Annotated in this window: 10 protein-coding genes; 2 read left to right on the top strand and 8 right to left on the bottom strand. The window is 72.5% G+C overall.

Annotation, left to right across the window (positions count from 1 at the left end; translation table 11 throughout):
• Window positions 1–202: 202 nt before the first annotated feature.
• A complete protein-coding gene (locus ABZS71_RS15425) occupies window positions 203–1,516 on the top strand; it encodes a xylan 1,4-beta-xylosidase (protein WP_356210332.1) in 1,314 nt (437 codons plus the stop codon).
• 49 nt (window positions 1,517–1,565) lie between these two features.
• On the opposite strand, the gene ABZS71_RS15420 is transcribed toward ABZS71_RS15425, so the two are convergent.
• From ABZS71_RS15420 to ABZS71_RS15395, 6 genes are all read right to left on the bottom strand, one after another.
• Window positions 1,566–5,867 (bottom strand): lipopolysaccharide biosynthesis protein, encoded by a 4,302-nt coding sequence (locus ABZS71_RS15420; RefSeq protein WP_356210466.1) that lies wholly within the window; start codon window positions 5,865–5,867, stop codon window positions 1,566–1,568.
• Between the two features lie 109 nt (window positions 5,868–5,976).
• The gene (locus ABZS71_RS15415; protein ID WP_356210329.1) at window positions 5,977–6,765 is read right to left on the bottom strand and encodes a polysaccharide deacetylase family protein; all 789 of its coding nucleotides are present in this window, start codon (window positions 6,763–6,765) and stop codon (window positions 5,977–5,979) included.
• Window positions 6,766–6,790: 25 nt separating this feature from the next.
• Window positions 6,791–7,867 (bottom strand): glycosyltransferase family 2 protein, encoded by a 1,077-nt coding sequence (locus tag ABZS71_RS15410; protein WP_356210326.1) that lies wholly within the window; start codon window positions 7,865–7,867, stop codon window positions 6,791–6,793.
• A complete protein-coding gene (locus ABZS71_RS15405; RefSeq protein ID WP_356210323.1) occupies window positions 7,864–8,676 on the bottom strand; it encodes a glycosyltransferase family 2 protein in 813 nt (270 codons plus the stop codon). Before ABZS71_RS15405 ends, ABZS71_RS15410 begins: the two co-directional genes overlap by 4 nt.
• Window positions 8,677–9,037: 361 nt before the next feature.
• Window positions 9,038–10,132, bottom strand: a complete 1,095-nt coding sequence (locus ABZS71_RS15400; protein ID WP_355844426.1) for a GNAT family N-acetyltransferase — start codon at window positions 10,130–10,132, stop codon at window positions 9,038–9,040.
• Window positions 10,099–10,791 (bottom strand): hypothetical protein, encoded by a 693-nt coding sequence (locus ABZS71_RS15395; protein WP_356210320.1) that lies wholly within the window; start codon window positions 10,789–10,791, stop codon window positions 10,099–10,101. The genes ABZS71_RS15400 and ABZS71_RS15395 overlap by 34 nt, the downstream gene beginning before the upstream one ends.
• A gap of 353 nt (window positions 10,792–11,144) precedes the next feature.
• Here ABZS71_RS15395 and ABZS71_RS15390 point away from each other — a divergent pair, with 353 nt between their 5' ends.
• A complete protein-coding gene (locus ABZS71_RS15390) occupies window positions 11,145–11,951 on the top strand; it encodes an SGNH/GDSL hydrolase family protein (protein ID WP_355844420.1) in 807 nt (268 codons plus the stop codon).
• Here ABZS71_RS15390 and ABZS71_RS15385 read toward each other — a convergent pair.
• Both ABZS71_RS15385 and ABZS71_RS15380 read right to left on the bottom strand, forming a co-directional pair.
• Window positions 11,940–13,595, bottom strand: coding sequence for a serine/threonine-protein kinase (locus tag ABZS71_RS15385; RefSeq protein WP_356210317.1), 1,656 nt, complete (start codon window positions 13,593–13,595; stop codon window positions 11,940–11,942). The two genes, ABZS71_RS15390 and ABZS71_RS15385, sit on opposite strands and share 12 nt — an antisense overlap.
• Window positions 13,596–13,638: 43 nt before the next feature.
• A complete protein-coding gene (locus tag ABZS71_RS15380) occupies window positions 13,639–15,195 on the bottom strand; it encodes a nickel transporter (protein WP_356210314.1) in 1,557 nt (518 codons plus the stop codon).
• Window positions 15,196–15,335 lie beyond the last annotated feature (140 nt).

Genomic DNA, 15,335 nt, shown 5'->3' with positions numbered 1-15,335 from the left:
TGAGCGCACCGGCCCCCATGATCCAGCACGAGGGGCGCGGACGCACCGGGGTTTGCGACCGTTTACCGAGCTGTTCTGTGGAAGCCCACCGGAATGGGGGCGTTCACGGATACTCTTACCCGTTGTGGGACGTCAAGGCGGGGATTCGGTCGGGTTAGCGAAAACGAGGCGCTGGCGGGTCGGCGCGCTGCTCGGGGTCGGCATGGCCGCGCTGGCGCTGCTGCTGACCACCTGCGCCGGGTGGCCCGGCGGGGACGACGGGAGACGGGGTTCGGCGGCGGCGCGGGACAAGGCCGCCACATCCGGTCTGGGCTGGGGATTCACCCATACCCAGTACAGCGCCGACCGCGGCACCGAGAGCGGCAGGACGACTGCCGAGGCGCTGCTGTCCGGCCACCCCATGCCGCAGAACCAGCACATCATGGGCTGGGGCGCGGGCAATCCCGAGCCGTCCCCGGGGCGGTACGATTTCGCGGACCTCGACCGCCGCGTCGCCCTGATGCGCAAGACCGGCACCGCGCCCGTTCTCACCCTGTGCTGTGCGCCCGACTGGATGAAGGGCGGCGAGCCGGGGCGTACGGACTGGTCACAGCAGTCCCTGGAGACCGCGCCCACCCCCGAGCACTACAAGGACTTCGCCGAGCTCGCGGGGAAGGTCGCCGAGCGCTATCCGGATGTCCGCCACTTCCTTGTCTGGAATGAGTTCAAGGGCTTCTACGACGACGCCAAGAAGCGCTGGAACTACGAGGGCTACACCAAGCTCTACAACCTCGTCTACGAGGAGCTGAAGAAGCGGAGCCCGAAGAACCTGGTCGGTGGGCCGTATGTGGTCGCCGACAGCGATCCCCCGGGCGAGGCGGGCGGCTTCGCCGCGGTCCGCGGCTCCTGGGGCACGCTCGACCAGCGGTCCGCCGACGCCGTCACGTACTGGAACGAGCACAAGGCGGGCGCGGACTTCGTGGTCGTCGACGGCTCCAGCTACACCCGCGAGGGCGACCGGCTGCTGCCGGACGCGTTCCGCGCCACGCAGAAGTTCGAGGACGTCACCCGCTGGCTGAGCGAGACCACTGATCTGCCGGTGTGGTGGGCCGAGTGGTACGTCGAACCGGCCGACGGGAACGACGACCGCGCCGGCTGGAGCGAGCCGCACCGCACCGCCGTCCAGGCCACCGCCATGATCCGGCTGGCCGAGGGCGGCACGGCCACGGCCTTCTACTGGAACCCGGAACAGACGGGCGCGAAGTGCCCCGGTTGTCTGTGGCGCTCCACCGAGCTGGACGGCGGCGGTGACGCGCTGCCCATGATGGAGCTGCTCGGCCGGTTCTCCCGGGAGTTCCCGCCGGGCACCGCCTTCCGGGCCGTGGACATCGCCGCCGACGACCGGCCGAATGTGCAGGTCCTCGCGGACGACGACGCGGTGCTGGTCGTCAACACCCTCAGCCGGCCGATCAAGGCGAAGGTCGACGGCCGGTCGTTCGGGATGGACGCGTACGAGGTGCGCTGGCTCAAGCGATAGCCCGAGCCGGCCGCTACGACGCCTACGACACCTACGACACCTACGACACCTACGACATCGTCACAAAGCGCTGCACCAGCGAGGCCAGCAGAACGACCAGCAGCGGCAGCGCGAACCAGAACGAGCTCTGCAGCCAGCGCAGCCGCCGCACGCTCGGCCGCACCGCCACCCGCACCACCTCGCGCGCCGCCAGCAGCACCATCAGCGCCACCGCCGACAGCGCGCCGACCACCGACCACGGCGTCCAGGTGATCAGCGGCCCGGCCGGCCCCGGCTTGGCCTCCGGGACCGCCCCGCGCGGCTGCCGCTTCAGCTCGTACAGCGCCGCGTCGTCGTTCGACAGCACCCGGCGCAGCTCGGTGCGCCCGTTGAGGGAGTGGATGAGCCGTTCCTGCCAGTCCGCCGCGTAGCCGGAGTCCAGGTTGAGATAGACGGACTGGCCGCGGCCCACCATCAGATACGAGTGCGGCCCCGCGTCGCGCAGCGCCGTGACGAGGCTGCCGACCAGGACCGGATCGCGCGGCGCCAGCGTCGGCTCGTAGCTCACCCGCTCCATGTCCCGCTCGCCCCACGGCATCGCGGGTGTGACGTTGTTGATGGTGTCGTTGCTCATCCACAGCACCCGCACGGTCGGCTTGTCATGGGCGTAGAGGTAGTCCATCGCCGCCACCTCGCCCGGTCGTACGCGCTCGAACGTCTCATTGCCCCAGCGCGCGACCAGGAAGCCGGACATCAGGGTCAGGCCCGCCACCAGGGCGGCGAGCGGGCCGAGCCGCCCGCGGTCCGAGCCGGCCCGAGGGAATAGCGCCAGCGCCCCGAGCGCGCACGCGCCCGGCAGCGCGAACATGAAGACCCGCAGCGCCATCTCGCCGCCGTACGACTGCATGCCGAAGCCAAGGAACGGCACAAAGGTCAGCACCAGCAGCGACCGCTCCACGAACCCCGCCCACCGCCGCCGCAGCACCCCCCAGCAGGCGAGGGCCAGCACCCCGCCCGCCAGCGCCACCCGGACGTAGAGCACCAGCTTGTGCACGCTGCTGCCGCCCTCGATCCGGCCGGAGACGGACGAGGAGACATTGCCGCCCACCCCGCCCATCCCGCCGAAGAGCTCGTCGAAATGGCCCGACCAGTACGGCTCCGCGAGGAACCCCACCCAGACGACGACCATGACCCCGCACAGCAGCGGCAGCCCGTACAGATTCGAGCGCCGGACCAGCACGAGGGCGCTCACCACCCCCAGCATCACGAACGGGGTCAGCTGATGCGCCGCCACCGACGCCGCGAACAGCGCGATCAGCAGCCCGAGCAGCGCCGTGCGCTGACCGCGCGTGGCCTGTGCCACCTCGGCCTCGCCCGGCCACCGCTTGCCGCGCAGCACCCGCGGTTCGCGGAACCAGACGAGCAGCACGGCGACGAAGACGAGGTAGAAGAGGTAGGTGAACCCCTGCGGCGAGAAGTAGTCCTGGCCCACCCAGCCGCTCAGCGCGAACAGCCACGCCGCCGTCCACTTGGCCCGCCAGCTCGCGCGCAGGGCGCGCACCAGCACCATCAGGGGCGCGAGATAGAGCAGCTGAACGATCGTGGGCCACCAGCGCAGCACCTCGGTGAAGTCCCGGACGCCACAGGCCCGCGCGAGGAATTCGGCGCCCGCGAAGAAGCCGGCCCAGCTCCAGCGCGCGTCGAGCTCGGGTACGGCGTCGCCGGTCCGGCCGATGTAGTCCATGAACCCGAGGTGCTGCCACGCGGTCGGGAACCGCGGCTGTGCCTCCAGCACGGCGGGCACGGCGTGCAGCGATGCGACGGTCGCGAGCAGGGCGACGGTCAGCAGGGCGCGCCGCGGCCGGTCGAGCCGGAGCGCGGCCGCGAACGCGGTGATCAGCAGCGCGGCGCCGAGCAGGGTCGCCTTGGGCAGGACGGAGATCAGCCCGAGCCCGCCCATGCCGTCCAGCTCGGCGTCGCCCATGCCGATGAGGGGCAACCAGTAGAGGGCGAGCCCGGCGGCCACCACCGCCCAGAGGGCGATGGTGGCCAGCCGGGCCCGCCGCCGCTCGGCGGGTCCGGAGCCCTGGGCCGCTTCCGGCCCCGGCCCCGCCCCGGCTCCGGCCTGTGCCCCAGTCGATGGCGGCGGCGCGTCCGGGCCCTGCGGCGCGGCCCCGGGCCGCTCCCAGGGCGCGGTCCCCGACCGCACCCCGCCCGCCCCGCTCCGCGCCTGCGACGCGTGCGAGATCCCCCAGTCCCGCGCGCCCGCAGCCCCCGGCCCTGCCGTGCGGGCAGGCCAGGGGTCTCCTGCGGGGGCAGGTCCCGAGCCGGTCGTGGCGTAGGGCTCGCCCTCCTGCCCCGCGCCCGCCGACGGCGCGTCAGCTGGTTTCGTGGGCTCGGACGTGCAGGCGGGCCATCGGTCCTTGGCAGCCTTGGCAGCCTTGGCAGGACCGGAGCCGGTCGCATCGGCGGGCTCGTCGTCCCGCCTCGCCGCCCGTGCGGCCTGCGCGGCCCCCGCCTCGTCCCGCCCGACGAGCCCCGACGGCAGCGCGTCAGCTCGTGCGTCGCTCTCGGAACTGAGGGCACGCCAGGCGGACCCGGCAGGACCGGAGGCGGTCGCCCCGGCGGGTTCGTCATCCGGCCTGCCCGCCCGAGCGGTCTGCGCGGCCCCCGCCTCGGTCGGGTCGACGTGCCCCGACGGCAGGACCGGCGGCCGATCCGCCGCCCGGGAGGGGACGGGGCGCGCCCCCGGCGTGTCGTCCACGTACGGGGCCGGGGAACCTGGGCCGGTGGTGTTGGCCCGGGCCGGGTCGGAGCGGCTGGGGCGCGTGGACCCGGTGGCGCCGGGCTCGGCGGCGCCCGGGCCCGGGTCGGCTTCCGCCTCCGCACCCGGTGGGCCGTAACGCTTGTCCGGGCGGCGCTCCGGGTGGTCGAAGTCCATGCGGACGCCGAGCGCGAGCGTGTTCGCGTCGAGTGCGGCGCGCAGTGCCCAGCGGGTGCCGTAGCGCCCGTTGTACTCACCGCGCGGCGGGCGGTCACGGCGATCCCGGCGGTCGCCGTCGACCGCGAGATCCGCGAGGTCGCCGTCGGGCGCGGTGCCGGGCTCGGGCAGCGGCGCGGCCGGGGACGCGGCCAACGGCTCGGCGGATGTCCGCCCGGCTGCCGCCGCGGGCTTCCCCTTCAGCACCCGGTAGAGCTTCACCGACGCGATGGACGCGATCACCGACAGACTGGAGATTTCCGCGACTCCCGCCCCCGTCAGCCCCATCCGCGGCAGCAGCAGCAACGTCAGACTCAGCACCAGCACACACAACAGGCCCTGGAGCAGCGCCAGCCCGGAGGTGCGGCTCTGCGCCCGCAGCACCGCGAAGTACACCTCGATGACGACCCGCAGCGCCGCGCCCACCGCGAACCAGCGCAGCAGCGGCGCGGCCGCGTCCGCGTAGCCGTCCCCGAACACCCCGAGGATCTGCGGTGCGAGGACGAACAGGACGAGACAGACCGGGACCATGATGCGCGCCATGCGGCGCAGCGCCGCCCGGCAGTTCTCGGCGAGCCGGGCCGGGTCGTGCGAGCCCTCGACGGTCAGCGACGCGCCCATGTTGATGGCGAGCAGATTGGTGGTGCCGCCGATCGTGGTGGTGATGTAGAAGTACGCGTTGTCGGCGGCGCTGACCTGCGAGGCGACGATGACCGGCACGGCGTAGACCACGGCCAGCGAGAAGAGTGACCCGGTGTAGTCCCCGGCGAGGAAGCGGCCCATCTCCCGGTAGGACGCGGGCCGCGTCTTCCCCTTCGTCGCCGTGACATGCCGGGGCACGAGCCGGCGGAAGACCATCCAGCCCAGCGGCAGCACGGACACCGCGATCGCGGCGACCCAGGACACGAACACGCCGGCGGTCGGGATCGCCGTGGCGAGCGCGATGAGCAGGAGCAGCTTGACCGCCGAGAACACCGTGTTGCCCACCGGCACCCAGAGCGCGCTGCGCAGCCCGGTCAGCACCCCGTCCTGCAGGGTCAGCAGCGACCAGGCGACGACGGCGGCGATGAAGCCGAGGCCGTTGACCGGGCCGTGCAGAAAGCGGTACGAGGGCCCCCAGGTGTCGAGGGAGAGCAGGAAGATCACCGCGGCGCAGGCGACGACCGCCGAACTGACCGCGTAGGTGACGAAGACCAGCCGCCCCGTCGTCCGCCCCGCGACCGGGATGAAGCGGGCCAGGGCACCGGTCAGCGTCACCGCGGTGAGCCCCGCGAGGAGCTTCATCGCGGCGATGGCCGCCGAGCCCTGGCCGACCGCGTCCTCCGAGTAGTAGCGGGCCGCGGCCAGCCAGAAGCCGAGGCCGAGGACCGCTGAGATGCCCGTGTTGAGCATCAGCGCATAGGCGTTGCGGAAGAGCTGGTTGCGCTCGCCGCTCCGGCCGGCGGCCGGCCGCTCGGCGGCCGTCCGCTCCTCGGCCCGGGTGGTCGTGTCGGACACGGGCTCAGTGCACCTTCCGTAGGACCTGACGTGCTCTGCGGACCAGGGCGTACCCCTTGGTGAGGGCCCGGTCCCCGGCGAAGTTGCGGCCGATCGCCCGGCCGGAGACCAGCCGCTCGAACTCCTCGATCCGGGTGGTGCGCCGCACCGTCACCCGGCCCAGCGCGTACGGCCCCTGGCGCCGCGCCGCCAGTGCGTTGCCCACCGCGAGGGACACCCCGAACCCGGCCGAGCCCACCACGCGGCGCACCCGGCGGCTGGAGTAGCCGTACGGATAGGCGAAGGACACCGGCGGCCGGCCGAGCTCGGCGGTGAGGATCTCCCGGCAGCGCGCCACCTCGAACCACAGCCGCGCGTCGTCGAGCTGGTCGAGCTGGGGGTGGGTGTGGCTGTGCCCGCCGATCTCCATCCCCCCCTCGGCGAGCTCGCGCACTTGGCCCCAGTCGAGCATCAGATCCAGCGCGCCGTCCGTCTCGTACGGGCCGCGCAGCCAGCCCGTGGAAGCGAACAGCGTGGCCGTGAAGCCGTGCTGGGTCAGGGCGGGGAGGGCGTAGCGGTGTACGCCCTCGTAGCCGTCGTCGAAGGTGATCAGCACGGGCCTGGACGGCAGCGCCGGGCCGCCGCGCCAGGCGTCGGCCAGCCGCTCGCAGGTCACCGGGGTGAAGCCGCGCTCGCCGAGCAGATCCATCTGCTCGGCGAAAGCGCCCGGTGAGACGGAGAGCCCGTGGGTGGCCCGCGCGGGGGCGTGGGCCACCGTGTGATACATCAGTATCGGCACCGCCCCCGTGGTCATGGGGTGCCTCCCGCGCGTCTTCCGTTCACGCCGCCCCCTCATGTCTCAGGTCGGGGATCTCGTCGGTCGCCGTGTCCACCCCGGGGTCCGGGATGGCGGCGATGGTGAAGCGGGGGCCGGTGCCGCGCCGGGCGCGGGCGGTGCCCACCGCGTAGCCGCCCGCCGCGGCCGCCACGCCCGCCACGATGGCGGCCGCGCGGCCGGCTCCGCCCGCCCGGCCGAGCAGCGCGTCCCGCAGCCCGCGGGCGACGCCCGCGGGCAGCACGCGGGTGGTGTAGCGGCGCTCGGTCGCAAGGCCAGCCTGGGCCCCCACGCTGCGGGCGACGAGGGCCTTCGAGAGGCCCTCGGCGTACGCCCGCGACCGGAAGTAGGCGAACCGCTCCCGCGCGGCGGGCACCTTGTGGTGGATCACCGCGCGGTCGTCGATCAGCAGCAGCGCGTCCGGCCGGGCACGGGTCAGCCGGATGCACAGCTCGGTCTCCTCGCAGCCCAGCGGCCGCTTGTCGCCGTCCCGGCCGATCCCGCTCGCGAATCCGCCGGCGGCGTCGAACGCCTCCCTGCGGAAGGAGGCGTTGCCGCCCAGCACATTGCGCACCCGCACCCGGCCGGGTGGCAGCCCCCGGTACGTACAGCCCACCACCCAGTCGAACTCCTCCGGGAACCAGGCCGGCCGGCGGCGCGAGGCCCACACCGGGACCGTGCGCCCGCCGACCGCCATGACCCGTGGATCGGCGTACCCGGCGGCGAAGTGGCGCAGCCAGTCCCGCTCGGCGACCGCGTCGTCGTCGAGGAAGGCGATCACCTCACCGCCGGAGGCCGCGATACCGGTGTTACGGCTGGCGGACAGGCCGCGGGGGCCCGCGTTGGCGAGCACCCGCACCCCCTGACGCCCGTCCGTACCCGCGTCCGCCCCGCCGCCCCCGTAGTGGTCCGTGAGCCGCCGCAGCAGCCGTGCGTTGTGGTCCACCACCAGAAGCGTCTCGTGGGCGGGCAGCGACTGGTCGCGCACCGAGGCCACCGCGGCGAGGATGTCGTCCCAGCGGTCCTCGGTGTAGACGCAGATCACCACGGAGATCCGCACCGTGGCTGTGCGAACCGTCAAGACACCTCCCCCCGGATAGCCGCGGGCGCCAGCGCCGGGCGGCGGGGCCGCTTGGTGCCGCGCTCGTGCAGGATCACCTTGAGCACCCGCAACCCGTCGCGGACGGCCCGCAGATTGCTGGCGCCGTGGATGCGCTCGTACTCATGGCTGGGGATCTCCTGGACCCGCAGCCCCGCCTTGACCACCCGGATGTTCATCAGGGTCTCCACCTCGAACCCCGCGCAGTCCAGCGCGATCTCATCGAGGCAGCGGCGCCAGAAGGCGTTAAAGCCGTAGCACAGATCGGTGTAGCGGGCGCCGAACTTGTGGTTGACGATCGAGGTGAGCGCGCGGTTGCCGAGCTTGCGGATCGGCGTCATGTCGTCCGTGCCGCCGCCATTGGCGAAGCGCGACCCCTTGGCGAAGTCGGCGCCCGAGACCAGCGCGGAGACGTAGCTGACGATCTCGGATCCGTCGGCCGATCCGTCCGCGTCGACCATCACCACGATCTCCCCGGTGCAGGCGGCGAATCCGGTGATGAGGGCATCCCCTTTGCCCTTGCCGGACTGCGACACGACCTTCACATCGGGCCACAGCTCGCGGGCCACCCGGACCGTGTCGTCCGTGGAATTGCCGTCGACCAGGACCACTTCATGGATCCAGTCGGGAAGGGTTTTGAAAACGTACGGAAGATTCTCGGCCTCGTTCATCGCCGGAATCACGACGCTCACCGGTGGCGCAATCGCGAGATGAGAAGACACCGGTCGGTAACGGTGTTTTCCGGCCGGCGGAACGATATCCGACGCGGCCGCGTGCAGAAAGGAGCTCATGAGTCTGTTTTCCCTCTCGTCCGGTGGACCGTCCGCCCCACGGGCGGTCCCTTGATGTATCCGGTTCGAAAGGGGGGTTCTCACCCGCCCATGACGGCATCGACTGTCGAACAGGCCGGGCAAGCTGGCTTGGTGTTACTGGCCTCGCGGCCCGCGACGCGGCACATCCCCAAAGATCAGGACAGCCGGGCGCGGCACCCCCCTACCGCGTTTCCCGCCCCGGAGACCATCGCGACGCTTGTGCCCTCCCCTGGAGCCGCCTTGCATGATGGTCCGATGCGGGTGGAAGTACGACGGTATGTACGTTGAATACTCTATGGCAAGAGTCTTGTGCCGACACCCCCTTTGGGAATTTTGTTCGTCAATTCTTGTCCCGGATGGAGCCCATACGCTTGAGCATCCGGTCGGCCGGTCCGAAGAGCTCCGGCCGGGATAGCACCGTATTGCGCAGCGCCCGCACCGGGGCGCGCCGCGCCCGATGTCCGAGCGCCACCGGGTGGCGGCGCGTCACCCACCCCTCCGACACGCTGAGATCGCGTGTTTTCAGGGAGTCCTTGTACTCCTTTTCGCCCCGCCCGAGATCGAGATAGGCCACCCCCTGAGCGGCAGCGCCTTCCGCCATGCGCAGATGCAGCACAAGCCCGGGCGAGAATTTGGCATACGCGGTGTCGTACGCCGGAAACCAGCAGGCGAGGACGCGCTCCGAGCGGAGGCCGAAATGCGCCGCGACCGGCCGGCCGTCCGCGTAGAGCACGGACAGCAGCCCCTCGAAGGACGCCCCGCGGGTGTGGAAGAGCTGCTGCACCAGCCGGATGATCCACGGATGGGAGAAGCGGTCGCTGCGCCCGGTCCTGCGGTACTGCGCGGACTTCCAGCCGATCAGCGTGCGCAGTGCGGCCGGGTCGCGCTCGTCGTGGACATAGCGCACCTCCCCGATGTCCCGGCCGAGCTTCCGCTCCTTGGCGAGCGTGGTGCGGGTGAACTTCGGCGACTGCGCGCGCAGCCGGGCGAGATACGCCTCATAGCCCTGGTCTACATCGATCACGGGGGAGGGGAAGGAGCCACGGGCCCCCACCTCGAACGGCTTCTGCCCCTCCACCAGATGGTCGAACTCCCATACCGCGAGGCCGCACGCCTGCAGCAGCTCCCGTGCGTCCCACTGGAACCCGGGCCGGTGCACCAGGCCCTGGGAGTCCGAGAGGCCGAGACCGATCGCCCGTCCCACCCCGAGCCGGCTCCGCTGAAAAGGGAAGAAGGCTAGGGGCTCGCCCTCCTCGCGCACCACCGCGATCCGCACCCCGCGTCTGGTGCGGCCCACGGCCAGGGTGAACTCCGGTGACAGAAAGGGGTTCGCCAGCTCCGGCGCCCCCAGCAGATGCGCCTGTGACTGCATGGCCGTCCAGACCGCCCGGTCCGCGGCCGTCAGCTCACCCGGGCGGTATACGCCGATGTCCACGTGTCCCCTTTTTTTGAGGCTCGGTTCGCCTCCGGGGCGCTGAAGCCCCTGTCGACGGCCGACCGTGCTCGGCCCCTCGTTCCTCGGGCCCTCCGCGCGCTCTCTCTTTCGACAGCGGCGCGGCCCTTCGGCTCGCCCCCAGCTACCGCTGGGAGGTGCCCCCAGCCGGGCGGGCACCCCATACCGGATGGGAGCCCGAGGCGCCTGCGTGCGCTCGCCCTTTCGACAGCGGCGCGCCCCTTCGGCTCGCCCCCGGCTACCGCTGGGAGGTGCCCCCGGCCGGCGCGCCGGCGCCGCGCACGGCGGACCAGCAGCGTGGGAACGAGGATCAGCAGGCTCAGCGCCGCGACCGTGACCACCCCGCCGCGCACCGACCACAGGTGCAGCGCGAGCATGGCCTGCGCGACGAGCAGATCGAGCGCGAGCGCGCCCGCCGCCGCGAGCACCGGGCGGACGAGCGGATCGAGGCCGCGCAGCGTGGCGCCGATGGCCGACGCGGGCGCCGCCAGGAGAAAGAAGAGCGTGAACGGCGCGCGCAGCGGTGAGTCGACGTCGGCCAGTGCGAGTGCGGCGCCGACCCCTCCGACGCCGACGGCGGCCCCCGCGATCACCAGCAGGAACTCCGTGCCCGCCGGTCTCTTGTCAGTGATGGTCTGCATTGGCGACTTTGCCCCCCGAAGCGCCGGATGCCGGGCTTCAATGTCGCGCAGTCGGCGGATCCGCGTCAAGACGGAGAAAGTGTGCGAACGCGCCATAAGAGCGCGGATGGTTGACCGCTCATCAAGGCGGGTGGCGCGGCGTGCGCCGGGCGTGCGCCGGTCCAATCCCTTGGGTGACCGAAAGATTTTGCCAACTACACGCATAGATCAGCATTTTCGACGGCATGACATAGCCATGTCATGTCGCTGTAACGAACCCCGGCGGCGTGACTGACGGTTTCGAACGCGTTTGCCCCTCTTGGGGGTGATCGCACCTCACATCGGCACAGCAGTGATCCTGCTAGGGAGATCGAATGAAACTGTCCAGACTCACGGCGACCGCGGGTGCGTTCGTCGTAGGTGCCGTCCTCGCCCTCACCGGGGCCGGCGCCGCCCATGCCACCGGGAACAGCGCGGGTCCCGCCTATGTGGCGCTCGGTGACTCCTACTCATCGGGCGTCGGCGCGGGCAGCTACGTCAGTGCGAGCGGCAGCTGCAAGCGCAGCACCAGGGCGTACCCCGCCCTCTGGGCCGCCTCGCACGCCCCCTCCAGCTTCAACTTCACCGCATGCTCGGGCGCCAAGACCGGCGATGTCCTGAGCAATCAGCTCGGCCCCCTCAACTCCGGTACCGGCCTCGTCTCCATCAGCATCGGCGGCAACGACGCTGGTTTCGCCGACGTCATGACCACCTGTGCGCTCCAGTCCGAGTCCACCTGCCTCAACGCCGTCGCCAACGCCCGCACGTACGCTCAGAACACTCTGCCGGGCAAGCTCGACCAGGTCTACAACGCCATTCGCGCCAAGGCCCCGTCCGCCCATGTCGTCGTCCTCGGCTACCCGCGCTTCTACAAGCTGAACGGCTCCTGCATCCTGGGCCTCAGCGAGACCGAGCGCGCCGCCATCAACGGCGGCGCCGACCTGCTCAACTCCATCACCGCCAAGCGCGCCGCCGACCACGGATTCAGCTTCGGCGACGTCACCCCGACCTTCACCGGACATGAGATCTGCTCCGGCAACGCGTGGCTGAACAGCGTCACCTTCCCCATCGACGAGTCGTACCACCCCACGGCCGCCGGTCAGTCCGGGGGTTACCTCCCCGTCTTCACCTCAGCTGCCTGATTGATCCGCGCCACCACTCGCTGAACTCGCTGAACTCGCTGAAGAGGAGGCCCCGTCCGTCGGGGCCTCCTCGCATGTCGTGCTGTAGGAGACATGCGCGGAGGTCACGGCCTTGGGGCTCCTGATCTCCACGGCGATCCAGTCCTCATGGGCCCCGCCCGCCCGGTACGTCAGCTCGGTGTGCCGAACGGTCCGGGACGTACCTCCGTCGAACGCGGCCGTCTTCCAGCCCGGGTCCGACACCTCGCCGCTCCCGGTGATCCAGCGGTACTCGACCGTCGCGGGTGCGCGATTCACGGTGATGGTCGCGGTGAAGGACGGCGCGCTGTCCTCCGGGGGCGGACAGACGCCCTGGTAGTGGGCGTGTACGGCCTTCACGACGACCGTGATCGTGAGGGCGGGCCGCTGGGAGGACCCGGCGCTGGACCCCGAGCTGGACGCGGGCCGGGAGGCGGTGTGGTCGTCCCCCTTGCCGCCCGAGTCCGTCTCGCCGTGACCGGAGTCCCTGCCGGAGCGGTCGCTGGAGGGGCTGCCGCTGCTGGTGGTGGCGCCCTTGTCGGCCGAGCCCTCGTCGTTCAGCAGCGCCCAGGTCACCCCGCCCAGCGCCAGCGCGGCCAGCAGCGCCCCGGCCACCACCGCGGCGACCGCGCGCCGGGGCCGATAGGGAGGCGGCGGCTCATCGGCGGGCCCGGGGGACGCGGGGGACCTCGGGCCCGCCGGCGGCGCCGGCAGCGGCCCCAGGGGCTGCGTCGCCATGCCCGGTCCGAAGCCGTCCGACGGCGCCGGCACCGACGCGGCGCGCGGCGCGCCTCCCGCCGCCACCAGCCGCAGCAGCCGCCCCGCCTCCGCCGCCGGGATGCGCTGCCGCGGATCCTTGTCGAGCAGCCCCTCCAGTACGGAGGTGAGCGGACCGGCCCGGCGCGGCGCCGGCAGCGACGCGTCCACCACGGCCCGCAGCGTGCTCAGCGGGGTGTCCTGGCGGAACGGGGAGAAGCCCTCCACCGCCGCGTACAGCATCACGCCCAGCGACCACAGATCCGCCTCGGGCCCCGGTGGCCGCCCCAGGGCGCGCTCCGGGGCGAGGAACTCCGGCGAGCCCACCAGCTCCCCGGTCAGCGTCAGCGCCGAGTCCCCCTCCACCACCGCGATCCCGAAGTCCGTGAGCACCACCCGGCCGTCGTTCGCGATCAGTACGTTGCCGGGCTTGACATCCCGGTGCAGCACGCCCACCGCATGCGCGGCCCGTAGCGCGGTCAGCACCTCGGCGCCGATGAACGCCGCCCGCGCGGGCGGCAGCGGCCCCTCCGCGTCGAGCACATCCGCGAACGACAGCCCGCGCACGAGCTCCATGACGATCCAGGGGCGGCCGCCCTCCATGGCCACGTCGTACACCGTGACCACATTGCGGTGCGAGACCCGCGCCGCCGCCCGGCCCTCGCGCTCCAGCCGGGCGTACAGCCGGTCGATGTCACGGTCGCCGAGCCCGGCCGGGGCGCGCACCTCCTTGATGGCGACCTCGCGGCCCAGCGCCTCGTCGTACGCCCGCCACACCACGCCCATACCGCCGCGGCCCAGCTCGCCCAGGAGGCGGTAACGCCCCCCGGCCACCCGCTCGCCCCGTCGGCCGACACCGTCTTCGCTCATGGCCGAGCCCTCCCCCCACCGAGCAATTCGGGCTGAATGTACCTCAACCGAGGGTTGTTGCCGCCCCCCTGAGCACCAATCCGCAGCCCAGTGCGAGGACGACGGCGGCTGTGCCGATGGGCGAGGCCCGGTGCAGCACACCCAGCAGCCGGTTGACGCGGCCCCCCGACGCCCTGCGGGCGGTCAGCCGCTCGGTGGCCCGCCGGCCCAGGCGTACCGCCGCGAATCCGGCCAGGGTGAGGGTGCACGCCAGCCCCAGCCCGTACGCCAGCACCAGCACGAAACCGAACCATGCCTGTCCGAGCGCGGCGGCGCCGACCAGCACGATGACGGCGGAGGGGCTGGGGACCATACCCCCGGCGAAGCCGAGCAGCAGTGTGCCGCGGAGGGTGGGCCGGATCTCATGGGTGTGCGAATGCCCGTCGCCGTGGTCATGGGTGTGCACATGCCCGTGCTCATGCTCATGCCCATGCCCATGGGCGTGATCGTGTGCGTGGTCGTGGTCGTGCTGGTGCTGTACGTGCCGACGGCGGCGCAGCGCCGTGCGGAGCAGCCCGGCCCCGGCCAGCGAGACCAGCACCCCGCTCGCGACGCCCAGCCAGGAGATCACCGAAGGGGCGGCCGCCGAGCCCGCCGTGACCAGCAGTCCGAGCGCGAACACCCCCAGCGTATGAGTGACCGTCACCGACGCTCCCAGCGCCAGCACATCGCGCAGCGCGCTGCGCCCGCCCGCCGCGGCGGCGGCCGCCATCATCGTCTTGCCGTGCCCGGGGGCCAGCGCGTGCATCGCGCCGAGCAGTACGGCGGTGGCGAAGGCCGTCAGGGCGAAGCCGAAGGTGATGTCATGGCGCGCGACCATCGAGGTGAGCGCCTGTGTCCAGCGGTCCGCGCCGCGCGGCAGCACCCCCGAGCCCGTCGGCTCCCCCCGCTCGGACGCCGACGCGGCGAGCGCGGGCCCGCCGGGCTTGTCGCGCAGCGTGGCGGACCGCTCATCGGACGGCGAGGAGAGCTGGCCCTTCGGATAGCGGGTCAGCCGCCGCGAGACGGAGTCCTTGGGCACATCGGAGTCGGTGAGCGTCATCCGGTCGCCCTGGGCCGTCAGTTCCCGCCAGCCGGGCCCGGTTCCGATGTCCTGCGGCCGGTACGCGACCGTCGCCCGCTCGCCGTGCGGCAGCGCGGCCGTCAGCCGGCACTCGACGCGCAGCGTCGGAAGCCCCGCCTGCCCCGGCCGGTTGCGCGCCTCGGCGCGCCCGGCGCGTACGGACACCTCGCGCCCCCCGGCGGTCAGCCGCGCCCCGCGCGCAGCGCTCGCACAGCGCCGCTGTGCCCACGCCGCCAACTCCCGCTTGGAGAGCGCGTCGTCGCCATCCCGGTCGATTTGCGGCTTGGCCTGCGCGGCCGGGATCTCGGCGAGGTCCTCGACATGGTCGACCCGCAGCTCACCGGGGGCGACGACCAGCCCGTCGTAGCGGTTGACGGTGAAGTTCCCGAGCGGATGCGCGTCGGCCGTGCCGGCGGGCAGCACCACCAGGCCCACGGCCCCCGCCAGTACCCCTGCGGCGGCGGCCATACGGCGCACACGCCGTGTCAGCCGTTTCATGGACGTACCTTCCTGGTGCCGGCGGTGGTCGTGGTTGCGGTTGCGGATATGCGCCGTTGGGGGGTGCGCGGCTCGGCGGCCGGGTGCGGCTTTCGTCCGGGCGCGGGTGGTTGGAGCATCGGCTCCCCTGGGCCCTGGCC

The organism is Streptomyces sp. NPDC005393, from assembly GCF_040606675.1.
In the GTDB taxonomy this organism is placed as follows: Bacteria; Actinomycetota; Actinomycetes; order Streptomycetales; family Streptomycetaceae; genus Streptomyces.
The sequence above is the reverse complement of the archived record's forward strand: the minus strand, read 5'-3'. Positions and strand labels throughout refer to the sequence as shown.